This is a genomic window from Ottowia sp. (assembly GCF_035444425.1).
Taxonomy (GTDB): domain Bacteria; phylum Pseudomonadota; class Gammaproteobacteria; order Burkholderiales; family Burkholderiaceae_C; genus Ottowia.
In genome coordinates this window covers 1-19,193 of record NZ_DAOMOQ010000018.1, presented here as the reverse complement: position 1 = coordinate 19,193, position 19,193 = coordinate 1, and the positions used below count along the sequence as shown (strand labels likewise).

General features: G+C 68.2%; 21 protein-coding genes. 4 read left to right on the top strand and 17 right to left on the bottom strand.

The genetic code is table 11. The features are described from left to right. Positions 1-13: 13 nt before the first annotated feature. The 6 genes from rpsR to tolB form a co-directional block, all read right to left on the bottom strand. The gene (gene rpsR, locus PK606_RS08900; RefSeq protein WP_324562940.1) at positions 14-295 is read right to left on the bottom strand and encodes a 30S ribosomal protein S18; all 282 of its coding nucleotides are present in this window, start codon (positions 293-295) and stop codon (positions 14-16) included. Beyond that, positions 296-601, bottom strand: a complete 306-nt coding sequence (gene priB, locus PK606_RS08895) for a primosomal replication protein N (protein WP_324562937.1) — start codon at positions 599-601, stop codon at positions 296-298. It lies immediately after the preceding gene. 28 nt (positions 602-629) lie between these two features. Further along, positions 630-995 carry a 30S ribosomal protein S6 gene (rpsF, locus tag PK606_RS08890; protein ID WP_324562935.1) on the bottom strand — a complete coding sequence of 122 codons (366 nt, stop codon included), beginning with the start codon at positions 993-995 and terminating at the stop codon, positions 630-632. Between the two features lie 250 nt (positions 996-1,245). Then, positions 1,246-2,043, bottom strand: a complete 798-nt coding sequence (gene ybgF, locus PK606_RS08885; protein WP_324562932.1) for a tol-pal system protein YbgF — start codon at positions 2,041-2,043, stop codon at positions 1,246-1,248. Between the two features lie 12 nt (positions 2,044-2,055). Then, the gene (pal, locus tag PK606_RS08880) at positions 2,056-2,601 is read right to left on the bottom strand and encodes a peptidoglycan-associated lipoprotein Pal (RefSeq protein WP_324562930.1); all 546 of its coding nucleotides are present in this window, start codon (positions 2,599-2,601) and stop codon (positions 2,056-2,058) included. A gap of 75 nt (positions 2,602-2,676) precedes the next feature. Beyond that, positions 2,677-3,975, bottom strand: a complete 1,299-nt coding sequence (tolB, locus tag PK606_RS08875) for a Tol-Pal system beta propeller repeat protein TolB (RefSeq protein ID WP_324562929.1) — start codon at positions 3,973-3,975, stop codon at positions 2,677-2,679. 146 nt (positions 3,976-4,121) lie between these two features. Between tolB and msbA the strand changes: the two genes are divergently transcribed. Then, positions 4,122-5,975, top strand: a complete 1,854-nt coding sequence (msbA, locus tag PK606_RS08870; RefSeq protein ID WP_324562927.1) for a lipid A export permease/ATP-binding protein MsbA — start codon at positions 4,122-4,124, stop codon at positions 5,973-5,975. 112 nt (positions 5,976-6,087) lie between these two features. Here msbA and rng read toward each other — a convergent pair whose 3' ends face one another. The 8 genes from rng to PK606_RS08830 form a co-directional block, all read right to left on the bottom strand. Further along, positions 6,088-7,578 carry a ribonuclease G gene (rng, locus tag PK606_RS08865; protein WP_324562925.1) on the bottom strand — a complete coding sequence of 497 codons (1,491 nt, stop codon included), beginning with the start codon at positions 7,576-7,578 and terminating at the stop codon, positions 6,088-6,090. A gap of 17 nt (positions 7,579-7,595) precedes the next feature. Beyond that, entirely contained in the window at positions 7,596-8,195 is a 600-nt protein-coding gene (locus tag PK606_RS08860) for a Maf family protein (RefSeq protein WP_324562923.1), read from the bottom strand. 37 nt (positions 8,196-8,232) lie between these two features. Beyond that, the gene (gene rlmH / locus PK606_RS08855) at positions 8,233-8,703 is read right to left on the bottom strand and encodes a 23S rRNA (pseudouridine(1915)-N(3))-methyltransferase RlmH (RefSeq protein ID WP_324562921.1); all 471 of its coding nucleotides are present in this window, start codon (positions 8,701-8,703) and stop codon (positions 8,233-8,235) included. A gap of 9 nt (positions 8,704-8,712) precedes the next feature. Then, entirely contained in the window at positions 8,713-9,516 is an 804-nt protein-coding gene (rsfS, locus tag PK606_RS08850; protein ID WP_324562919.1) for a ribosome silencing factor, read from the bottom strand. Continuing rightward, positions 9,513-10,181, bottom strand: coding sequence for a nicotinate-nucleotide adenylyltransferase (nadD, locus tag PK606_RS08845; protein WP_324562917.1), 669 nt, complete (start codon positions 10,179-10,181; stop codon positions 9,513-9,515). The genes rsfS and nadD overlap by 4 nt, the downstream gene beginning before the upstream one ends. After that, positions 10,172-11,092 carry an oxygen-dependent coproporphyrinogen oxidase gene (gene hemF / locus PK606_RS08840; protein WP_324562916.1) on the bottom strand — a complete coding sequence of 307 codons (921 nt, stop codon included), beginning with the start codon at positions 11,090-11,092 and terminating at the stop codon, positions 10,172-10,174. Before hemF ends, nadD begins: the two co-directional genes overlap by 10 nt. Positions 11,093-11,191: 99 nt before the next feature. Then, positions 11,192-12,478, bottom strand: coding sequence for a phosphoribosylamine--glycine ligase (purD, locus tag PK606_RS08835; protein ID WP_324562914.1), 1,287 nt, complete (start codon positions 12,476-12,478; stop codon positions 11,192-11,194). Between the two features lie 102 nt (positions 12,479-12,580). Then, on the bottom strand, positions 12,581-13,309 hold the full coding sequence (locus PK606_RS08830) for a YebC/PmpR family DNA-binding transcriptional regulator (protein ID WP_324562912.1): 729 nt from the start codon (positions 13,307-13,309) through the stop codon (positions 12,581-12,583). A 73-nt stretch (positions 13,310-13,382) separates the two neighbouring features. Here PK606_RS08830 and PK606_RS08825 point away from each other — a divergent pair, with 73 nt between their 5' ends. Then, positions 13,383-14,894, top strand: coding sequence for a helicase HerA-like domain-containing protein (locus PK606_RS08825; RefSeq protein ID WP_324562910.1), 1,512 nt, complete (start codon positions 13,383-13,385; stop codon positions 14,892-14,894). A gap of 67 nt (positions 14,895-14,961) precedes the next feature. Next, a complete protein-coding gene (gene upp / locus PK606_RS08820; protein WP_324562908.1) occupies positions 14,962-15,606 on the top strand; it encodes a uracil phosphoribosyltransferase in 645 nt (214 codons plus the stop codon). 147 nt (positions 15,607-15,753) lie between these two features. Here upp and msrA read toward each other — a convergent pair whose 3' ends face one another. Together msrA and PK606_RS08810 are read right to left on the bottom strand one after the other, a co-directional pair. Then, positions 15,754-16,296, bottom strand: a complete 543-nt coding sequence (gene msrA / locus PK606_RS08815; protein ID WP_324562906.1) for a peptide-methionine (S)-S-oxide reductase MsrA — start codon at positions 16,294-16,296, stop codon at positions 15,754-15,756. 25 nt (positions 16,297-16,321) lie between these two features. Continuing rightward, the gene (locus PK606_RS08810) at positions 16,322-17,218 is read right to left on the bottom strand and encodes a LysR family transcriptional regulator (RefSeq protein WP_324562904.1); all 897 of its coding nucleotides are present in this window, start codon (positions 17,216-17,218) and stop codon (positions 16,322-16,324) included. Between the two features lie 104 nt (positions 17,219-17,322). On the opposite strand from PK606_RS08810, the gene PK606_RS08805 reads away from it, so the two are divergent. Then, positions 17,323-18,510: an acyl-CoA dehydrogenase gene (locus PK606_RS08805; protein ID WP_324562902.1), complete on the top strand. Its 1,188-nt coding sequence runs from the start codon at positions 17,323-17,325 to the stop codon at positions 18,508-18,510. 55 nt (positions 18,511-18,565) lie between these two features. Here PK606_RS08805 and PK606_RS08800 read toward each other — a convergent pair whose 3' ends face one another. Then, complete coding sequence (locus PK606_RS08800; protein WP_324562900.1) at positions 18,566-19,036, bottom strand: EVE domain-containing protein; 471 nt, start codon at positions 19,034-19,036, stop codon at positions 18,566-18,568. Positions 19,037-19,193: the final 157 nt, after the last annotated feature.

The window sequence follows — 19,193 nt, the reverse complement described above, 5'->3', positions numbered from 1 at the left end:
GTGTGCTCCTTCTTTAGACGCGGTGCTGGTCGGTGTAGGGCAGCAGCGCCAGGAAGCGCGCGCGCTTGATGGCGGTGTTGAGCTGGCGCTGGTAGATGGCGCGCGTGCCGGTCAGGCGCGCAGGCACGATCTTGCCGTTCTCGGCGATGAAATCGCGCAGCGTGTCGACGTCCTTGTAGTCGATCTCCTCGACACCCGCCACCGTGAAGCGGCAGAAGCGCTTGCGGCGAAACAGCAGCGATTGCGTGTTGCGCTTGGGACGCCGGTCCTTGTTGAATTTCTTGAACGTGGCCATTTAAGAGGCTCCTTGAAACTGATCTTGCTGAAAATCCTGGATGTGGAAAACCACCTGCTTGCTGTTGCGCCGGCTGGCGAGAAAACCGGTGAAGCACCAGTTCGACCCCACCGCCTGCCTGCCCAGCCTCTCGGCCAGAGCGCCCAGCGCAACCGCCTTGAGGGCCAGTCCGACCTGCCTGGTCTGCCCCGCTTCCTCGATCCGGGACTCGTGTTCGAGCTGCAGATCCAGTGCGGGCACCCCGGCGGGTGTGTGGCGTGTCGCCCCCAGTTCGACGATGCGGGCGCTGAGGCGGACCTGGTTCACCGCTTCAGGCAAGCCGCGCGGCGCGCCGTCAGTGGCTGGCTTCCGCCTGCTGGGCCTTGCGGGCCTCTTCCCGCTCGACGGTCTTCATCATCGACGAGGGACCGGTCTCGGCCTTCTTCTTCTGCACCGTCAGGTGGCGCAGCACGGCATCATTGAAGCGGAAGGCGTGCTCGAGCTCGCCCATCACGGCCTGGTCGGCCTCGATGTTCAGGCACAGGTAGTGCGCCTTGGCCAGCTTGTTGATCTGGTAGGCCAGCTGACGCCGGCCCCAGTCTTCCTCGCGGTGGATCTTGCCGCCGCCGGCGGTGATCATGCCCTTGTAGCGCTCCAGCATGGCCGGAACCTGCTCGCTCTGATCCGGGTGGATCAGCAAGATGATTTCGTAATGACGCATTGAATCTCCTTGTGGATGGGATAAGCCGCCCCCGGCGTCGGTTCGGGGTGCGGCAAGGGAACTGCGCATTATATAGCTGGTTTCACGATCCCGCAGGGCTATCAGTGGGGACGGATCGAATGGCCGCGGAGCAGGCCAAGCCAGCGAACGCCGTGGCCGGACCTGCGCCGGCCACTGGCGTTGTCCCCCTTCCCGCGAAGCGCAGCGCAGCGAGAGAAGGGGGAAGCGGCGTCAGCCGCTCAGGGGGTTGTCACTTCAGCCTCGCCAAGCGCTCACGTCCCGCCGCCGCCGCCTCGGACTGCGGATAGGTCTTGATCAGCGAGTCGAGCGTTTCGCGCGCGGCCTTGGTGTCCTTCAGTTCGATCTGGCAGTTGGCGATGGACAGCATCGCCTCCGGCGCGCGCTGGTGGCTGGGCGAGGCCGTCAGCAGCGAGCGGAAGTTGGTGATGGCTTCCTTGTAGTCGCGCGTGGCGTACTGCGCATTGCCGAGCCAGAACAGCGCCGACGGCGCCAGGCCGCTGCGCGGATAGCGCTTGATGAAGCCGGCAAAGCCGCTTTGCGCGGCCTTGAAATCGCCGTCGCGGAACTTCGCCATCGCGGCGTCGTATTCCTGCCGCTCGCTGCCGCTGGCAATTGGCTCGCTGGGCGTCGTCGGCCCCGCCGCAGCCGGATCGGTGGCGGCGCTGGCACGCGCGGCGGCATCGGCCTCGAGCTTGCGCACGCGTTCTTCCAGCGTCTGCTGGCTGCTGGTCTGTCCGCGCTTGAGCTCGGACAGCTCGCGCGTCACCTGTTCCTCCTGGCCGCGCGAGCGCGCCAGCTCACCACGCAGCGACTCGATCTGCTGCTGCAGGTCGAGCAGGCTGCGGCGCATCTGCGTGTTCTCGTCGACCAGGCGGTTCTGTGCTTCCACCGCCTGATCGAAGCGCTGGCGCAGGTCCAGAATGGCCTGGCGCGCCTGGTCGTCGCCGAACAGTTGCGCCTGCGCCGCCGGCACCATGACCAAGGCGGCGACCGCCAGCGTCAGCGCACGAAACGAAGTCCTCAGCATCGCGGCGCGCAATCAGCGGTAGCGCAGCTCGACGCGGCGGTTCTGCGAGTAGGCGTCCTCGCTGGCGCCACCCACGGCCGGGCTTTCCTCGCCGAAGCTCACCGCCTCGATCTGCGCGTCGGCCGCGCCCACCAGGGTCAGCGCGCGGCGCACCGCCTCGGCACGTTTCTGGCCCAGCGCCAGGTTGTACTCGCGGCTGCCACGCTCGTCGGTGTGGCCTTCCAGCGACACGCTGCGCGCGCGGTTGGACTGCAGGAAGCGCGCGTGCTGGTCGACCAGGCCCTGGTATTCGGGCTTGACGGTGAAGCTGTCAAAGTCGAAGTAGATCACGCGACTGATGCCCACCGGGCCCTGGGCATCGGCGCCGGCGCCACCCGCCTGCACCTGGGTCACCGTGCTCTGGCCGACACCCTGCCCGGCCGCCGCGCCGTCGCCGGCACCCGCTGCGCCGACACCGGTCGTCGGGCTGCCCTCGATCGGCGGATCGAGCTTGACATTGGAGCCGCAGCCAGCCAGCACCAGCGCCAGCGCCGCAACCATCAGATAGCGTTTCATCATTTTCTGTTCTCCTGATCCAAGCAAAGGAAATCCAAGTCGCCGACCCCGCCAGCCGCTGGCCTGACCGGCTGGTGTTCAAGGCTGGTACGGCCCCCAGGACGGCTCCCGGATCTCACCGCCGCGTCCGGCCAGTCGGGCCTTGATGCGGCCATCGACGGTGGTCGTCATCAGCGCCTCGCGGCCGCCCTGGCGGGTGGCGTACACGATCAAGCGGCTGTTGGGTGCAAAGCTGGGGTTCTCGTCCTCCGCCGTGTCGGTGACAGCCGTCACGTTACCGGAAGCCAGTTCCATCACGTGTAGGCGATAACCGCCAGTGCGTGACACATAGGCCAGATAGCGCCCATCCGGGCTGACCGACGGCGACACGTTGTAGCCGCCGCTGAAGGTGACGCGCTGCACCGGACCGCCGCTGGCCGACATGCGGTAGATCTGCGGCGCTCCACCACGGTCACTGACGAAGTAGATGGTGCCGCCGTCGGGCGAAAAGGCCGGCTCGGTGTCGATGCTCTGCGACTGCGTCAGGCGGCGCGGCTCGCCGCCGCCGGCGCTGATCAGGTACAGCTGCGAGCCGCCGTCGCGCGACAGCGTCACCGCCAGCTGGCGGCCGTCGGGCGACCAGGCCGGCGCGCTGTTGGAGCCGCGGAAGTTGGCCAGCAGGCGCCGCCGCCCGGTGGCGACGTCGTGCACGTAGATGACCGGCTTGCGCGACTCGAACGACACATAGGCAAGCTGGTTGCCGTTCGGCGACCAGGTCGGCGAAATGATGGATTCGGGGCTGGACAGCGCCGCCTGCGCGTTCTCGCCGTCGGAGTCGGCGACCCACAGGGTGTAGCGGTTGCCGGCCTTGGTCACGTAGGCCAGGCGGGTCGAGAACACGCCCTTCTCGCCGGTCAGCTTCTCGTAGATGTAGTCGGCGATCTTGTGCGCCGCCAGCCGCAGGTCGGCCTGCGGCACCACGTAGCCCTGGCCGCCCAGGTCGGCCGACCTGACCACGTCCCAGAGCCGGAAGCGCACGTCGTAGCGGCCGTCGGCCAGCCGCGTCACGCTGCCGCCGGCCAGCGCGTCGGCGGTGCGCTGGCGCCACACCGACATGTCGGGCCGGGTGGTCTCGTCCATCGACTGCCCGCTCGGGTCGACCGAGCGGAACAGGCCGCTGCGCTCGAGGTCGGCGCGCACGATGGCGCTGATCTTCTGCGGCGAGGCGTCCTCGCTGCGGAACGGCACCAGCGCGATCGGCAACTGCGTCAGGCCGACGCCGGATACCTCGACGCGGAACTGCGCCCAGGCGGGGATGGAGGAGCTTGCGGCCAGGGCGCCCAGCAGGGCGCGGCGCCGCCAGTCGGGGGAGATTGGATCGTCGGAGGAAGCAGTCATGGACGCAGGTCGGGCAGCTACGGCATTGCCCTGTGATTCTGGTCAGCAATATTAACAAGCTTGCTTGAAGCCGGGTTTCAAACTGTGCGTTTGTCCGCGGCCCGGCGCCGGAAGTTCCCGGACGCCTTCGTAGAATCGCCCGGAACATGCCCAGCGCCACGCCCGCATCCACGCCCCAGGCCTCGCCCGCCTCACCCTCGGCGCAGCGCCCCCTGAAGGTGCGGCTGCTGCGCCTGTGGGACTACTTCAGCGAGTACCGGCTGGGTTGGATCATCGCCATCGTCGGCACCCTGGTCAGCGCACTCACCGAGGCCTCGGTACCGGCGCTGCTCAAGCCGCTGCTGGACGAGGGATTTACCCAAGGCAGCCTGCCGATCTGGGTGGTGCCGCTGGCCATCGTCGGCCTGTTCGCCTTGCGCGGCTTCGCCCACTTCGCCAGCCAGTACGCGCTGGCGCGCGTGGCCAACGAGGGCATGGTCAAGCTGCGCCGGCAGCTGTTCGACCGCCTGCTGACGGCCGAGCTGTCCTTGTTCTCGCGCCAGTCGGCCAGCCAGTTGTCGAACACCATCGTCTACGAGGTGCAGACCGGCTCGACCCTGTTGGTCACCGCGCTGCTCAACCTGGCGCGCGACACCTTCACGGTGGTGGCGCTGATGGGCTTCCTGCTGTTTCTCAACTGGTCGCTGACGCTGATCGTGCTGGTGCTGGTGCCGATCGTCGGCCTGATCATGAAGACCATGTCCAGGCGCCTGTACCGCTATACGCGCCAGGCCCAGACCACCACCGACCAGCTCGCCTACGTGGTCGAGGAAAACGTGCTGGCGCACCGCATGGTGCGGCTGCACGGCGCGCAGGCGCGGCAGGCCGAGCGCTTTCACGGTCTGAGCCACCGGCTGCGCGGCCTCTCGATCAAGGCCGCCAGCGCCTCCGCCGGCGCCATGCCGCTGGCGCAGATGGCGGCCGCCATCGCCTTGTCGGTGGTGATCGGCATCGCGCTGTACCAGGGTCAGAGCAGCGGCGGGCGCGCCGTCACCGTGGGTGGCTTCGTCGCCTTCATCGGCGCCATGCTGATGCTGATCCAGCCGCTGCGCCGCCTGACCGACGTGGTCGGCCCGGTGACGCGCGGGCTGACGGCGCTCGAGCGTGGGCTCGACCTGATGGCCGAGGTGCTGCCCGAGGCCAGCGCCGCCGACACCGAACCGGTTGAACGCGCGCGCGGCGACATCGAGTTGCGCCGGGTGAGCGTGGCCTACGCCGACGACAGTGCGCCGGCGCTGAGCTGCATCGACCTGCAGGTGCACGCAGGCGAGACCGTGGCCCTGGTCGGCCCGTCGGGCGCCGGCAAGACCACCCTGGTCAACCTGCTGCCGCGCTTCGTGCTGCCGACCAGCGGCCAGGTGCTGCTGGACGGCCGTGACCTGACGGACTGGCCGCTGGCGGGCCTGCGTGCGCAACTGGCGCTGGTCAGCCAGGACGTGGTGATGCTGAACGACAGCGTGGCCGCCAACGTGGCCCTGGGCGCCAGCGAGCCCGACCGCGCACGCGTGCAGCGCTGCCTCGACGACGCCAACCTGGCGGCCCACGTCGCCACGCTGCCGCAGGGCATCGACACCGTGCTGGGCCACAACGCCACCCAGCTGTCGGGCGGCCAGCGCCAGCGCCTGGCGATCGCCCGCGCGCTCTACAAGGACGCACCGGTGCTGCTGCTCGACGAAGCCACCTCGGCGCTCGACACCGAGAGCGAACGCCTGGTGCAGCAGGCCATCGCACGCGCCATGGCCGGGCGCACCACCCTGGTCATCGCACACCGCCTGTCCACCATCGAGCATGCCGACCGCATCGTGGTGATGGAACGCGGCCGCATCGTCGAGCAGGGCACGCACGCCGAGCTGACGCGTGCCGGTGGGTTGTATGCGCGGCTGCACAGCATGCCGGCGACCGCGACCGCGACCGCGACCGCGCCGCATGCCGATCCCGCCGAGGCCGGCGATCCCTCCTGATTCCAATGGCCGTGGAGCAGGCCAGGCCAGCGGCAGTCGTGCCCGGACCTGCGCCGGGCACTGGCTGCGTCCCCTCCGGGGGAAGGCGCGTCAGCGCGTCAGGGGGACGCTCTTACAACAACACGATGTCGTATTGGTCAGGCCCCAGTGCGTCTTCAGCCTGGAGCGAGATCGGCTTGCCGATGAAGTCCGACAGCCCCGCCAGGTGCTGGCTTTCCTCGTCCAGCAGCATCTCGATCACGGCCGGCGAGGCGACGATGCGGAACTCCTTCGGGTCGAACTGGCGCGCCTCGCGCAGGATCTCGCGCAGCACGTCGTAGGCCACGGTGCGTGCGGTGCGCACGCGGCCGGCACCCTGGCATTGCTCGCAGGGTTCGCACAGCAGCTGCGCCAGCGACTCGCGCGTGCGCTTGCGCGTCATCTCGACCAGGCCCAGCGCCGAGAATCCGCCGATCTGCGTCTTCACGCGGTCACGCGCCAGCTGCTTGCGCAGCTCGGCCAGCACCGCCTGCTGGTGCTCGGGCTGCGTCATGTCGATGAAGTCGAGGATGACGATGCCGCCCAGATTGCGCAGCCGCAGTTGGCGCGCGATCGCCTGCGCCGCTTCCAGGTTGGTCTTGAACACCGTGTCGTCGAAGTTGCGCGCGCCGACGAAGCCGCCGGTGTTGACGTCGATGGTGGTCAGCGCCTCAGTCTGGTCGATCACCAGGTAGCCGCCCGACTTCAGGTCGACCCGGCGGCCCAGCGCCTTGCCGATCTCCTCGTCGACCGAATACAGGTCGAAGATCGGCCGCTCGCCGCGGTAGTGCTGCAGGTGGGCGGCAGCGGCCGGCATGAACTCGCGTCCGAAGGCCATCAGGGCGTGGAACTGCTCGCTCGAATCGATGCGGATCGACTGCGTGTGCTCGGCCGTCAGGTCGCGCAGCACGCGCTGCAGCAGGTTCAGGTCCTGGTGCAGCACACTGGTCGGCGGCTGCCGCACCGAGGCCTCGCGGATGCGTGACCAGGCCTTGCGCAGGTAGGCGATGTCCTCGGTCAGTTCCGCGTCCGAGGCGTCCTCGGCGTTGGTACGCAGGATGAAGCCGCCGGTCTTGCCATCTGGCACGCCGGCGCTGGCCAGCTGCTGCACACGCTGGCGCAGCACCTCGCGCTGCTCTGCGGGGATCTTCTGCGACACGCCGATGTGATCGTCCTGCGGCAGGAACACCAGCATGCGCCCGGCGATGCTGATCTGCGTCGACAGACGCGCGCCCTTGCTGCCGATCGGGTCCTTGATCACCTGCACCATCAGCGTCTGGCCCTCGAAGACCTGCTTCTCGATCGGCCGGGTCGGTGTGCCATGGCGGTTGGCCGGCAGCGATTCGCCTTCCAGCGGGCGCTGCCACAGGTCGGCCACGTGCAGGAAGGCGGCGCGCTCGAGGCCGATGTCGATGAAAGCCGACTGCATGCCGGGCAGCACGCGCGCCACCTTGCCCAGATAGACGTTGCCGACCAGGCCGCGCTCGAGCGTGCGCTCGACGTGCACCTCCTGCACCGCGCCATGCTCGACGACGGCCACCCGCGTTTCCTGCGGCGACCAGTTGATCAGGATGTCCTGTTGCATGTCCCTTGGTTCTCGTTTCAGCGCCAGCCGGCCTGGCGCAGCAGCGCCGCGGTCTCGAACAGCGGCAGACCCATGATGCCGCTGTAGCTGCCGCTGATGTGTTCGATGAAGCGCGCGGCTCGACCCTGGATCGCGTAGGCGCCGGCCTTGCCGTCCCATTCGCCGCTGGCGATGTAATCGGCGATGTCGGTGTCGCTCAAGACCGCGAAGCGCACCCGCGACGTGCTCAGCGCCTCGCCACGCCAGTCACCCCACCGCAGGGCCACCGCGCTGAGCACCCGGTGCGTGCCGCCCGACAGCTGGCGCAGCATGCGCGCCGCATGATCCGCATCACGCGGTTTGGCCAGGATGCGGCGGCCCAGCGCCACCGTGGTGTCGGCGCACAGCAGCGGCGCCGGCGGCAGGCGGCGCACGTGCAGGGCCTGCACCGCGGCATCGAGCTTCAGCCGCGTGACGCGACGCACATAGGCCGCGGGCGCTTCGCCCGCGCGTTCAGATTCCAGCGCCTCGGCGGCGTCGGCGTCGCCCGGCAGCAGCAACTCAAGACGCACGCCGATCTGCTCCAGCAGCTGGCGTCGGCGCGGGCTTTGCGAAGCGAGATAGATGAACTCGGCCATCACGGCATCTTAGGCGGACGCAGCCCGCCGGCCCGCGCTACTCGCGGTGATACGGGTGCCCGGCGTTGATGGACCAGGCGCGGTACAGCTGCTCGACCAGCAGCATCCGCACCATCGCGTGCGGCAGCGTCAGGTCGGATACGCGGATGCGCTCATCGGCCGCCTGCAGCAGCAGCGGGTCGAGCCCGTCGGGCCCACCGATGATCAGGGCCACGTCGGCGCCGCCCAGCTGCCACTGGCGCACGCGCGCCGCCAGCGCCACCGTAGTCAGCGAGGTGCCGTGCTCGTCCAGCGCAACCAGGCGCACGCCCTTGGGGACGGCGGCCTCGAGACGCTGGCGCTCGGCCGCCTTCACCTGCTCGGTGGTGCGGCCGCCGACGCGCGGTTCGGTCTTGACGGTCTTGAGCTCGACCTTCAGCTCGGACGGAAAGCGCTTGACGTAGTCGTCCCACGCCGCCTGCGCCCAATCGGGCACCCGCTGGCCGACGGCCACGACGATCAGCTTCATGGCCCGGACTCAGCGACCGGTGCGCGGAGCCGACTTGCGCGCCGCGGGCGCGGCCGTGGTCCTGGCACTGGCGGCAGCGGTCTTGCGGCCCGTAGGCTTGTTCACCACCACGGTCGGCAGGTCGGCATCGGTGCGGCGTGGCGCCACCCGACGCGCCGGCGTCGACGCGCTGGTCTTGCGGGCGGGCGCGGTGGCGGCCGACTTGGCCGCGGGCGGGGCACTTGTCTTGCGAACCACCTGCCTGGCTGGGGTCTTCTTCGCCGAGGTTTTCTTGGCCGGCACCGGTTTGGCCGCTGTCTTGGCCGTGGCCGTGGTCTTGGCCGTGGCCGTGGCCGTGGTCGCGGCGGCCTGCTTGGCCGTGGTCGCCCTGGTGGCCGGAGCCGCCGGTTTGGCCGCCGGTGCGGCCATCTTCCTGGCCGCCGCGGCGCGCTTGGCCGCGGCCTTCGCTGCGGCGCCTTTCAGCCGTACCGGCTTCTCGCCCCAGATTTCCTCCAGGTTGTAGTACTGGCGGATCGACGGCTGCATGATGTGCGCGACCGCCGCGCCGCAGTCGACGATGATCCATTCGCCGTTGTCCTCGCCCTCGGTGCGCGGCTTGGCAAAACCGCCCTCGCGCACCTTGTCGCGCACGCTGGCGGCCAGTGCCTTGGTCTGCCGGTTGGAGGTGCCGCTGGCGACGATCACGCGCTCGAACAAGGGCGTCAGGTGTTCAGTGTTGAACACGCGGATGTCCTGGGCTTTGACGTCTTCCAGGCCATCGACGATGGCGCGTTGGAGTTTCTGGATGTCTTTCTTGGCGGCGGCTTCGCTCATCGAGGGTTCTGATAAAGGTGATGTTCGGCAATATACCCGGCCACAGGCGCCGGGACCAGATGATCCGCTGACAAGCCCGCGGCCACGCGGCGGCGCACTTCGGTCGCGCTGTGCGGCATGGCGGGCAGCTTCAGCAGGCGCACCGACGCGCCCTCGACCGCCAGCCCAGGCAACGGGTCATCGGGGTTGAACGCGCCCGCGGTCGCCGTGCCGTGGGGCCGGACGGCAATCGACAGCGTGGCGATGCGGAGGATGGCCTCGGGCTGCCGCCAGCTGTGAAAGCTCAGCGCCTGGTCGGCGCCGATCTGCAGGAACAGCTCGGCGCCCGGGTTCTCGGCCTGCAGCTCGCGCAGCGTGTCGATGGTGTAGGTCGGGCCGTCGCGCCGCAGTTCACGCTCGTCGACCACCACCTGCGGCAGTTCGGCAAAGGCCAGGCGGCACATGGCCAGGCGATGCACGCCGGGGCTCAGCGGCCGCACCTTGTGCCAGGCGTCGCCGGTCGGAACGATGTGCAGCCGGTCCAGTTGCAGCTGCGCGATGGCCGCGCGCGCCAGCGCGACGTGCGCATCATGCGGCGGATCGAAGGCGCCGCCGAACACGCCGATGCGCGGCGGTGCAGCGGGTGGGCGTGGGCCCCGTGGCGTTGCAGCCGCGCTCAGACCCATGCGCGTGGCACGAGGAAATACTCGGTCAGGCGAGCCTCCGGCGTGCCCGGCGCCGGCTGGTGCTGGTACTGCCAGCGCACCAGCGGCGGCATCGACAGCAGGATCGATTCGGTGCGGCCACCCGACTGCAGGCCGAAGTGCGTGCCACGGTCCCAGACCAGGTTGAATTCGACGTAGCGGCCCCGGCGGTAGAGCTGGTGCTCGCGCTCGCGCTCGCCCCAGTCCATGCCCTGCCGGCGCTGCACGATCGGCACGTAGGCGTCGAGGAAGGCGTCGCCCACCGAGCGCATCAGCGCAAAACCATTGTCGTTTCCGCCTTCTGCGAAGTCGTCGTAGAAGATGCCGCCGATGCCGCGCGGCTCGCCCCGGTGCTTGTTGAAGAAGTACTCGTCGCACCACTGCTTGAAGCGCGGGTACTTGTCGTCGCCAAAGGGCGCGCAGGCATCGCGGCAGACACGGTGGAAGTGCTGGCAGTCCTCGTCGAAGCCGTAGTACGGCGTCAGGTCCATGCCGCCGCCGAACCAGCACACCGGCGCCTGGCCCGGGTGGCCGGCCGCGATCATGCGCACGTTCATGTGGACCGTCGGCACGTAGGGATTCAGCGGGTGGAACACCAGCGACACGCCCATGGCCTCGAACGGCGCGCCGGCCAGCTCGGGCCGCTGCTGCGTGGCCGAGGGTGGCAGCCTGGGTCCGCGCACGTGCGAGAAACCGACGCCGGCGCGCTCGAACACGGCGCCGCCTTCCAGGATCTTGGTGATGCCGTCGCCCTGCAGCGGCTCGCCCGGCGCCTTGTGCCAGTCGTCGCGCAGGAACCTGGCCTGGCCGTCGAGTGATTCGATGGTGTCGGTGATGCGCTGCTGCAGGCCGATCAGGTAGTCGCGCACCACGGGGGGGTCAGCTCTTGTCATTGCCAATGTCGATTGAGGGTGGAATCGATTGGAATCGATTCCTGATTCCCGCGTGCGCAGGAATGACGGGTTGCCGCCAGTCGCCATGCGCGAACGACCTCAGCCATTGGCCCTCACCGCGCGGTGACCAATGTCGCGCCGGTACTGCACGCCGTCGAAATGGATGCCGCGCGCCACGTCGTAGGCCCTGGTCTGCGCCTGCCTGACCGAGTCGGCCAGCGCGGTGACGCACAGCACGCGACCGCCCGAGGTGAGCAGCCGGTCGCCCTCGCCCACGGTGCCGGCATGGAACACCACTACATCGTCCTGCGCCTGCGGCAGACCGGTGATCGCGTCACCCTTCCTGGGCTCCAGCGGGTAGCCGCCGGCCGCCAGCACCACACCGAGCGCGACGCGGCGGTCCCACTGCAGCTCCACCTCGTCGAGCTTGCCCGATGTGGCGGCCAGCATGACGTCGACCAGGTCGGACTTCAGCCGCATCAGGATCGGTTGCGTCTCGGGGTCGCCCATGCGGCAGTTGAATTCCAGCGTCTTCGGCCTGCCATCTGCATCGATCATCAGGCCGGCGTAGAGGAAGCCGGTGAACGGGATGCCGTCCTTGTCCATGCCGCGGATCGTCGGCAGGATGATGTCGCGCATCACCCGCGCGTGCACGTCGGGCGTGACCACCGGCGCCGGCGAGTAGGCGCCCATGCCACCGGTATTGGGGCCTTCGTCGCCATCGCGCAGGCGCTTGTGATCCTGGCTGCTGGCCAGCGCAGCGACGTTCTTGCCGTCGCACATGACGATGAAGCTGGCTTCCTCTCCCTGCAGGAATTCCTCGATCACCACGCGCGCGCCGCCTTCGTTGTGCGCCACGCCCAGCGTGTTGCCGCCCAGCATGTCGTCGATGGCGGCGTGCGCTTCGGCCACCGTCTGCGCCACCACCACACCCTTGCCCGCCGCGAGGCCATCGGCCTTGACGACGATGGGCGCACCCAGCCTGTCGACGTAGGCGTGCGCTGCAGCCGGCTCGCTAAAAGTCTCATGAGCCGCGGTCGGAATGCCGTGGCGCTGCATGAAATCCTTGCTGAAGGCCTTGGAGCTTTCCAGTTGCGCCGCCGCCCGGGTCGGGCCGAAAATGCGCAGGCCGTGGGCGCGGAAGTCGTCCACCACGCCGGCCGCCAGTGGTTGCTCGGGGCCGACCACGGTGAGTGCGATCTTCTCGGCCAGCGCCCATTCGCGCAGCGCCACCAGGTCGGTGATCGGCACGTTCTTCAGTTCGGGCGCCAACGCCGTACCGCCGTTGCCGGGTGCGACATAGACCTGCTGGACCTTGGGCGATTGCGCCAGCTTCCAGGCCAGCGCGTGTTCGCGGCCACCGCCGCCGATGACGAGGATCTTCATCGATTCACTTCAAGAAGGGGGGATGCTGGCCCGTGGACCGGCTTCAGGATCTGGCTCAAGCCGGTCGTCCTGCCAGCGGCAGCGCAGCCCGCATGATGGCGCTCAGGCCAGCTCCACGTTGGCGTTGTGGTACACCGCCTGCACATCGTCCAAGTCTTCCAGCACGTCGATCAGCTTCTGCATCTTCTCGGCATCGTCTCCGGCCAGGTCGATGGTGTTCTCCGCCCGCATGGTGACCTCGGCGACCTCGGCGGTCAGGCCGGCATCCTCCAGCGCGCTCTTGACGGCCTCGAACTCGCCCGGCTCGGTCAGCACCTCGATGACCCCATCGTCGTCGGTGATCACGTCGTCGGCGCCGGCTTCCAGCGCCAGTTCCATCACCTGCTCCTCGTCGGTGCCGGGCGCGAAGATGATCTGTCCCACGTGCTTGAACTGGAACGCCACCGAACCCTCGGTGCCCAGGTTGCCGCCGTGCTTGCTGAAGGCGTGACGCACCTCGGCCACGGTGCGCACGTGGTTGTCGGTCATGGTGTCGACGATGATGGCGGCGCCACCGGTGCCGTAGCCTTCGTAGCGGATTTCCGTGTAGTTCACGCCCTCGAGGTTGCCGGTGGCCTTGTCGACGTTGCGCTTGATGGTGTCGGCCGGCATGTTGGCGGCCTTGGCCTTGTCGATCGCCAGCCGCAGGCGCGGGTTGGTCGTCGGATCGCCACCACCGGCGCGCGCCGCCACCATGATCTCGCGCACCACGCGTGTCCAGATGCGTTGACGTTTCTCATCCTGCCGCCCCTTGCGGTGCTGGATGTTGGCCCATTTGCTGTGACCCGCCATGAAACTGCTGTCTCCTTATGACTGCCCGGATAATGTGACCATTCTACTTTTGGCACCCTCAGCACCCAGCGACATGGCCGATCCCATCCTCATCGCCAGGCACGGCGACATCGAAACCAGCATCCTGCCCGGCCTGGCGAATCGCCATGGGCTGATCACGGGCGCCACCGGCACGGGCAAGACGGTGACCCTGCAGAAGCTGGCCGAGTCATTCTCGGCCATTGGCGTGCCGGTGTTCATGAGCGATGTCAAGGGCGATCTCACCGGCATCAGCCAGAACGGCAGCATCGGCAGCAAGATGGCCGGCATCCTGAAGGATCGCGGCCTGCCGCTGCCCGAGCCGACCAGCTGCCCGGTGACGCTGTGGGACGTGTTCGGCGAGCAGGGCCACCCGGTGCGGGCGACGATCTCCGACATGGGCCCGCTGCTGCTGGCGCGCATGCTGGACCTGAACGACACCCAGACCGGCGTGCTGAACCTGGTGTTCAAGATCGCCGACGACAACGGCCTGCTGCTGCTGGACCTGAAGGATCTGCGCAGCATGCTGACCTACGTGGGTGACAACGCCAAGCAGTTCACCACCGAGTACGGCAACGTCAGCACGGCCAGCATCGGCGCCATCCAGCGCGGGCTGCTGGCACTGGAGAGCCAGGGCGGCGACAGGTTCTTCGGCGAGCCGATGCTCGATCTCGACGACATGATGCAGACCGTGGCCGGCAAGGGCGTCATCAACATCCTGTCGGCCGACCGGCTGATGCAGTCGCCGCGCCTGTACGGTACCTTCCTGCTGTGGCTGCTGTCGGAACTGTTCGAGCGCCTGCCCGAGATTGGCGATCCCGAGAAGCCGAAGTTCGCCTTCTTCTTCGACGAGGCGCACCTGCTGTTCACCGACGCGCCCAAGGTGCTGCTGGAACGCATCGAGCTGGTGGTGCGGCTGATCCGCTCCAAGGGTGTTGGCGTCTACTTCGTCACCCAGAACCCGATCGACGTGCCCGACAGCGTGCTGGCCCAGCTCGGCAACCGCGTGCAGCACGCGCTGCGCGCCTTCACCGCGCGCGACCAGAAGGCCGTCAAGGCCACGGCCGAGACCATGCGCGGCAACCCGCAGCTCGACATCGCCAGCGCCATCACTGAGCTGGGCACCGGCGAGGCGCTGGTCAGCTTCCTGGACGAGAAAGGCCGCCCGGGCATCACGCAGCGCGTCTACGTGATCCCACCCGGCAGCCAGATCGGCCCCATCACCGAGGCCCAGCGCGCCGAACTGATCAAGAACTCGCTGGTGGCCGGCACCTACGATCAGGTGGTGGACCGTGAATCCGCCTACGAGATGCTGGCCCGGCGCGGCGCGCAGGAAGGCACGCCGGGTGGCGCGGCAGCCGGCAAGGAAGGCGCGCCGACCGAGGATGGCGGCCTGGTGGGCGATGCACTCAAGTGGGGCAAGGAAGCGCTGTTCGGCCGCACCGGCCCGCGCGGCGGCCAGTACGACGGCCTGGTGCAGAACGTGGTCAAGGGCGAGATGCGCCGCATGGGCCGCGAGCTGCTGCGCGGCGCGCTCGGCAGCCTGATTGGCGGCAGGCGGCGCTGAGCACGGGTCAAGACAAACCCAACCCCGTCCTCTCGAACCAACAAGAACCGCCGAAGCCAGCCACGCCATGCCGAACCAAGCCGCCGCGCGCGTCCACCACATCACTCATCCGCTGGTGCAGCACAAGCTCACGCTGATGCGCAACAAGCAGGCCAGCAGCACCAGCTTTCGCACCCTGCTCGGCGAGCTGGCCATGCTGATGGCCTACGAGATCACGCGCGACATGCCGACCCAGCTGGTCGAGATCGAGACCCCGCTGGAGACCATGCGCAGCCCGATGATCGACGGCAAGAAGCTGGTGTTCGCCTCCATCCTGCGCGCCGGTAACGGCATGCTCGACGGGCTGCTGCGCGTGGTGCCCAACGCCCGCGTCGGCCACGTCGGCCTGTACCGCGACCCCGAGACGCTGCAGGCGATCGAGTACTACTACAAGATGCCCACCGACATGGCCGAGCGCGACGTCATCGCGGTCGACCCGATGCTGGCCACCGGCCACTCGGCGGTCGCGGCGATCGACAAGATCAAGACTTCGGGAGCGCGCTCGATCAAGTTCCTGTGCCTGCTGGCCGCGCCCGAAGGCATCCGCACCCTGCACGCCGCCCACGCCGACGTGCCGATCTACACCGCCGCCGTCGACCGTGAGCTGAACGAGCATGGCTACATCCTGCCGGGCCTCGGCGATGCGGGGGATCGAATCTTCGGCACGAAATGATTCCCCCCTGAGTCGCCTGCGGCGCCTTCCCCCGAAGGAGGACGCTGCTGGAGGCCGAGAGAACCCCGGTCACGGCGGCTTGGCACGGCCTGCTCCGCAGCCTTCAGACTGGCTTGCTGCGCAGCCAGTGACGAGCCAGTAGACGCGTCAGGCTTTCGCCAGGTCGCGGAAGGTCTTGCGGAACTTGGCCACCTTGGGCGCCGCCACCGCCATGCAATAACCCTGGTGCGGGTTGCGCTCGAAGAAATCCTGGTGGTAGTCCTCGGCCGCGAAGTAGTTGGCCAGTGGCTCGACCTCGGTCACGATGGGTGCGCCGAACAGCTTGTCGCGGCCCATCTCGTCGATCAGCTCGTCAGCCACAGCCTTCTGTGCCGGCGTGCTGAAGTAGATGCCGCTGCGGTACTGGGTGCCGACGTCGTGGCCCTGGCGGTTGAGCGTGGTCGGGTCGTGGGTGGCGAACAGGATTTCCAGCAACTGCCGGGTACTGACCTGCGCCGGGTCGTACTCGAGCTTCACCACCTCGGCGCAACCGGTATGGCCGGTACAAACCTGCTCGTAGGTGGGCGCGGTTTCCTGCCCGTTGCTGTAGCCGCTTTCCACGTCGAGCACGCCGCGCACCTCCTTGAACACCGCCTCGGTGCACCAGAAGCAGCCGCCGGCCAGCACGATGGTTTGCTTGTCGCCAGTCATGATTCGCACTCCTTTTCCAGCCATGCTAGCCGCCCTCGGCCACCGCCCGCACCGCCTGCAGGAACAACCCCAAGGCCGGCAGGTCGCGCGCCGGCTGCCACAGGCAGCGTGTTTCGTAGCGCGGCAAGCTGCTCTGCGGATCCTGCACGGGCACGAACACCGCACCGTGCAGCCCGGCCTGCTGCAGCGCCGCCGGCACCAGCGCCACCGCCAGCCCCTGCGCCACCAGCGACACCACGCTCAGCCAGTGCTGCAACTCGTGCAACGGCGGTTGCTGCAGCCCGGCCGCCTGGCACGCGTTGACGATGCGTGCATGGTAATCGGGCGAGACGCTGCGCGAAATCAACGCAAATGGCTCTCCTGCCAGCGCCAGGATCGGCAGCGTGCGCCGGCGCGCCAGCTTGTGCTCCGCCGGCACGCAGGCGACAAAGGGCTGGCTGGACACCAGCAGCTGCGCCAGGCCCTCCGGCGCGCGCGAAACGTGGACGAAACCGGCGTCCAGCCGCGCATGCTGCAGCTCCACGATCTGCTCGCTGGAGCTGAGTTCGCGCAAGCTGAGCTGCAGCCGCGGATGATCGACACGAAAGCGCCGCAGCATCTGCGGCAGGCCACGGTACAGCATGGTGCCGGCAAAACCCACGTGCAGGCGGCCGGTCTGCCCGCTGGCGGCATCACGCGCCGCATGCAGTGCCTGTGCTGCCTGCTCCAGCGCCGACCGGGCAGCTGGCACCAGCGCCTCGCCGGCGGCCGTCAACTGCACCTCGCGGCTGCTGCGCAGGAACAGCGGCGTGCCGATCTCGGCTTCCAGTTGCTGGATCGCCACCGTCAGTGGCGGCTGGCTGATCGACAAGCGCCGCGCCGCGCGGCCGAAGTGCAGTTCGTCCGCCAGGGCCAGGAAGTAGCGAAGGTGTCGCAGCTCCATTGATGCTTATTTTATATCAATGAATCGCTAATTGATATTGGACAGCTATTTAATGCCGGCTGCACAATCGCCGAATTCCCCCATCAGACACAAGGAGACAAGCCATGGCCGGCACCAAGAACAGCTTCAACTGGGAAGACCCCTTCCTGCTCGACGCCCAGCTCAGCGAGGACGAGCGCCAGGTGCAGGAGGCCGCTCGCGCCTACTGCCAGGAAAAGCTGTTGGCGCGGGTGCAGATGGCGTTCCGCAACGAAACTACCGATTCGAGCATCTTCCGCGAAATGGGCGAACTCGGCCTGCTCGGCCCCACCATCCCCGAGCAGTACGGCGGCGCCGGCCTCAACTACGTCTGCTACGGCCTGGTGGCGCGCGAGGTCGAGCGCGTGGACAGCGGCTACCGCAGCATGATGAGCGTGCAGAGCTCGCTGGTGATGGTGCCGATCAACGCATTCGGCACCGAGGCGCAGAAGCAGAAATACCTGCCCAGGCTGGCCACCGGCGAATGGATCGGCTGCTTCGGCCTGACCGAGCCCAACCACGGATCGGACCCCGGCAGCATGATCACCCGCGCCCGCAAGGTCGATGGCGGCTACAGCCTGAGCGGTACCAAGATGTGGATCACCAACAGCCCGATCGCCGACGTGTTCGTGGTCTGGGCCAAGGACGACGGCGGCCAGATCCGCGGCTTCGTGCTGGAAAAGGGTTGGAAAGGCCTGTCGGCCCCGGCGGTGCACGGCAAGGTCGGCCTGCGCGCCTCCATCACCGGCGAGATCGTGATGGACGAAGTCTTCGTGCCGGAAGAAAACGCCTTCCCCGACATCCGTGGCCTCAAGGGTCCGTTCACCTGCCTCAACAGCGCCCGCTACGGCATCGCCTGGGGCGCGCTGGGCGCGGCCGAGGACTGCTACCAGCGCGCCCGCTCCTATGTGCTGGACCGCAACCAGTTTGGCCGCCCGCTGGCCGCCAACCAGCTGATCCAAAAGAAGCTGGCCGACATGCTGACCGAAATCAGTTTGGGTCTGCAGGGTTGCCTGCGCCTGGGCCGCATGAAGGATGAAGGCACGGCGCCGGTCGAACTGACCTCGATCCTCAAGCGCAACAGCTGCGGCAAGGCGCTCGACATCGCCCGCTTGGCGCGCGACATGATGGGCGGCAACGGCATCAGCGACGAGTTCGGCGTGGCGCGCCACCTGGTGAACCTGGAGGTGGTGAACACCTACGAAGGCACGCACGACGTGCATGCGCTGATCCTGGGGCGGGCGATCACGGGGATTGCGGCGTTCTCGAACTGAGAACGCTCAAGGCACGGAAAGGGGCGCGTCGGCGCCCCTTGCGCTTTTTTCCTTCCTACCGGGCGAGCAGCGCGCCGATCGCCCGCCACTCCTGCGGCGTGACCGGCGTGATCGACAGGCGGTTGCCGCGCTTCAGAACCTGCATCTGCGCCAACTCCGGCACCCGGCGCAGTTCCGCCAACCCGAGCAGGCGCGTCTTGCGTTCGGCCCGCACGTCGACCAGTTGCCAGCGCGGTGCGTCGGGTTGTGATTTCGGGTCGAAGTAGGGCGAGTCGGGATCGAACTGCGTCGGATCGGGCCTGGCGCCCGAGGCCACGCGCGCGATGCCCACGATGCCCGGTTCGGCACAACTGGAATGGTAGAACAGCACGCCGTCGCCGACACGCATGTCGTCGCGCATGAAGTTGCGCGCCTGGTAGTTGCGCACGCCGGTCCAGGGCACGGTGCGATCAGGTGCGGCAAGCGCATCGTCGATCGAGCACTCGTCGGGCTCGGACTTCATCAGCCAGTACTGGGTCGGCGCCATAGCACGATTGTGCCCGCCCGCCGGCAGGCCGACGCGGCGTCAGCAGCGCGAATGCGCCGTCACTCCCACTCGGTCATCAACGAGTCACGCAAGTCCGCGTGATATTGATTAGTAAACCAAATATCTAACATATGCGTTATCTAGGCATGGCCAAACG

What these genes read in the sequence shown, in the direction of transcription:
- rpsF (WP_324562935.1), bottom strand. Translation starts at nt 995, where the DNA reads ATGCGTCATTACGAAATCATCTTGCTGATCCACCCGGATCAGAGCGAG.
- PK606_RS08860 (WP_324562923.1), bottom strand. Translation starts at nt 8,195, where the DNA reads ATGGCCGAGTTCATCTATCTCGCTTCGCAAAGCCCGCGCCGACGCCAG.
- upp (WP_324562908.1), top strand. Translation starts at nt 14,962, where the DNA reads ATGCCGAACCAAGCCGCCGCGCGCGTCCACCACATCACTCATCCGCTG.
- rsfS (WP_324562919.1), bottom strand. Translation starts at nt 9,516, where the DNA reads ATGAGCGAAGCCGCCGCCAAGAAAGACATCCAGAAACTCCAACGCGCC.
- PK606_RS08825 (WP_324562910.1), top strand. Translation starts at nt 13,383, where the DNA reads ATGGCCGATCCCATCCTCATCGCCAGGCACGGCGACATCGAAACCAGC.
- msbA (WP_324562927.1), top strand. Translation starts at nt 4,122, where the DNA reads ATGCCCAGCGCCACGCCCGCATCCACGCCCCAGGCCTCGCCCGCCTCA.
- purD (WP_324562914.1), bottom strand. Translation starts at nt 12,478, where the DNA reads ATGAAGATCCTCGTCATCGGCGGCGGTGGCCGCGAACACGCGCTGGCC.
- hemF (WP_324562916.1), bottom strand. Translation starts at nt 11,092, where the DNA reads ATGACAAGAGCTGACCCCCCCGTGGTGCGCGACTACCTGATCGGCCTG.
- rlmH (WP_324562921.1), bottom strand. Translation starts at nt 8,703, where the DNA reads ATGAAGCTGATCGTCGTGGCCGTCGGCCAGCGGGTGCCCGATTGGGCG.
- pal (WP_324562930.1), bottom strand. Translation starts at nt 2,601, where the DNA reads ATGATGAAACGCTATCTGATGGTTGCGGCGCTGGCGCTGGTGCTGGCT.
- nadD (WP_324562917.1), bottom strand. Translation starts at nt 10,181, where the DNA reads ATGGGTCTGAGCGCGGCTGCAACGCCACGGGGCCCACGCCCACCCGCT.
- rpsR (WP_324562940.1), bottom strand. Translation starts at nt 295, where the DNA reads ATGGCCACGTTCAAGAAATTCAACAAGGACCGGCGTCCCAAGCGCAAC.
- PK606_RS08830 (WP_324562912.1), bottom strand. Translation starts at nt 13,309, where the DNA reads ATGGCGGGTCACAGCAAATGGGCCAACATCCAGCACCGCAAGGGGCGG.
- ybgF (WP_324562932.1), bottom strand. Translation starts at nt 2,043, where the DNA reads ATGCTGAGGACTTCGTTTCGTGCGCTGACGCTGGCGGTCGCCGCCTTG.
- tolB (WP_324562929.1), bottom strand. Translation starts at nt 3,975, where the DNA reads ATGACTGCTTCCTCCGACGATCCAATCTCCCCCGACTGGCGGCGCCGC.
- PK606_RS08810 (WP_324562904.1), bottom strand. Translation starts at nt 17,218, where the DNA reads ATGGAGCTGCGACACCTTCGCTACTTCCTGGCCCTGGCGGACGAACTG.
- PK606_RS08800 (WP_324562900.1), bottom strand. Translation starts at nt 19,036, where the DNA reads ATGGCGCCGACCCAGTACTGGCTGATGAAGTCCGAGCCCGACGAGTGC.
- msrA (WP_324562906.1), bottom strand. Translation starts at nt 16,296, where the DNA reads ATGACTGGCGACAAGCAAACCATCGTGCTGGCCGGCGGCTGCTTCTGG.
- PK606_RS08805 (WP_324562902.1), top strand. Translation starts at nt 17,323, where the DNA reads ATGGCCGGCACCAAGAACAGCTTCAACTGGGAAGACCCCTTCCTGCTC.
- rng (WP_324562925.1), bottom strand. Translation starts at nt 7,578, where the DNA reads ATGCAACAGGACATCCTGATCAACTGGTCGCCGCAGGAAACGCGGGTG.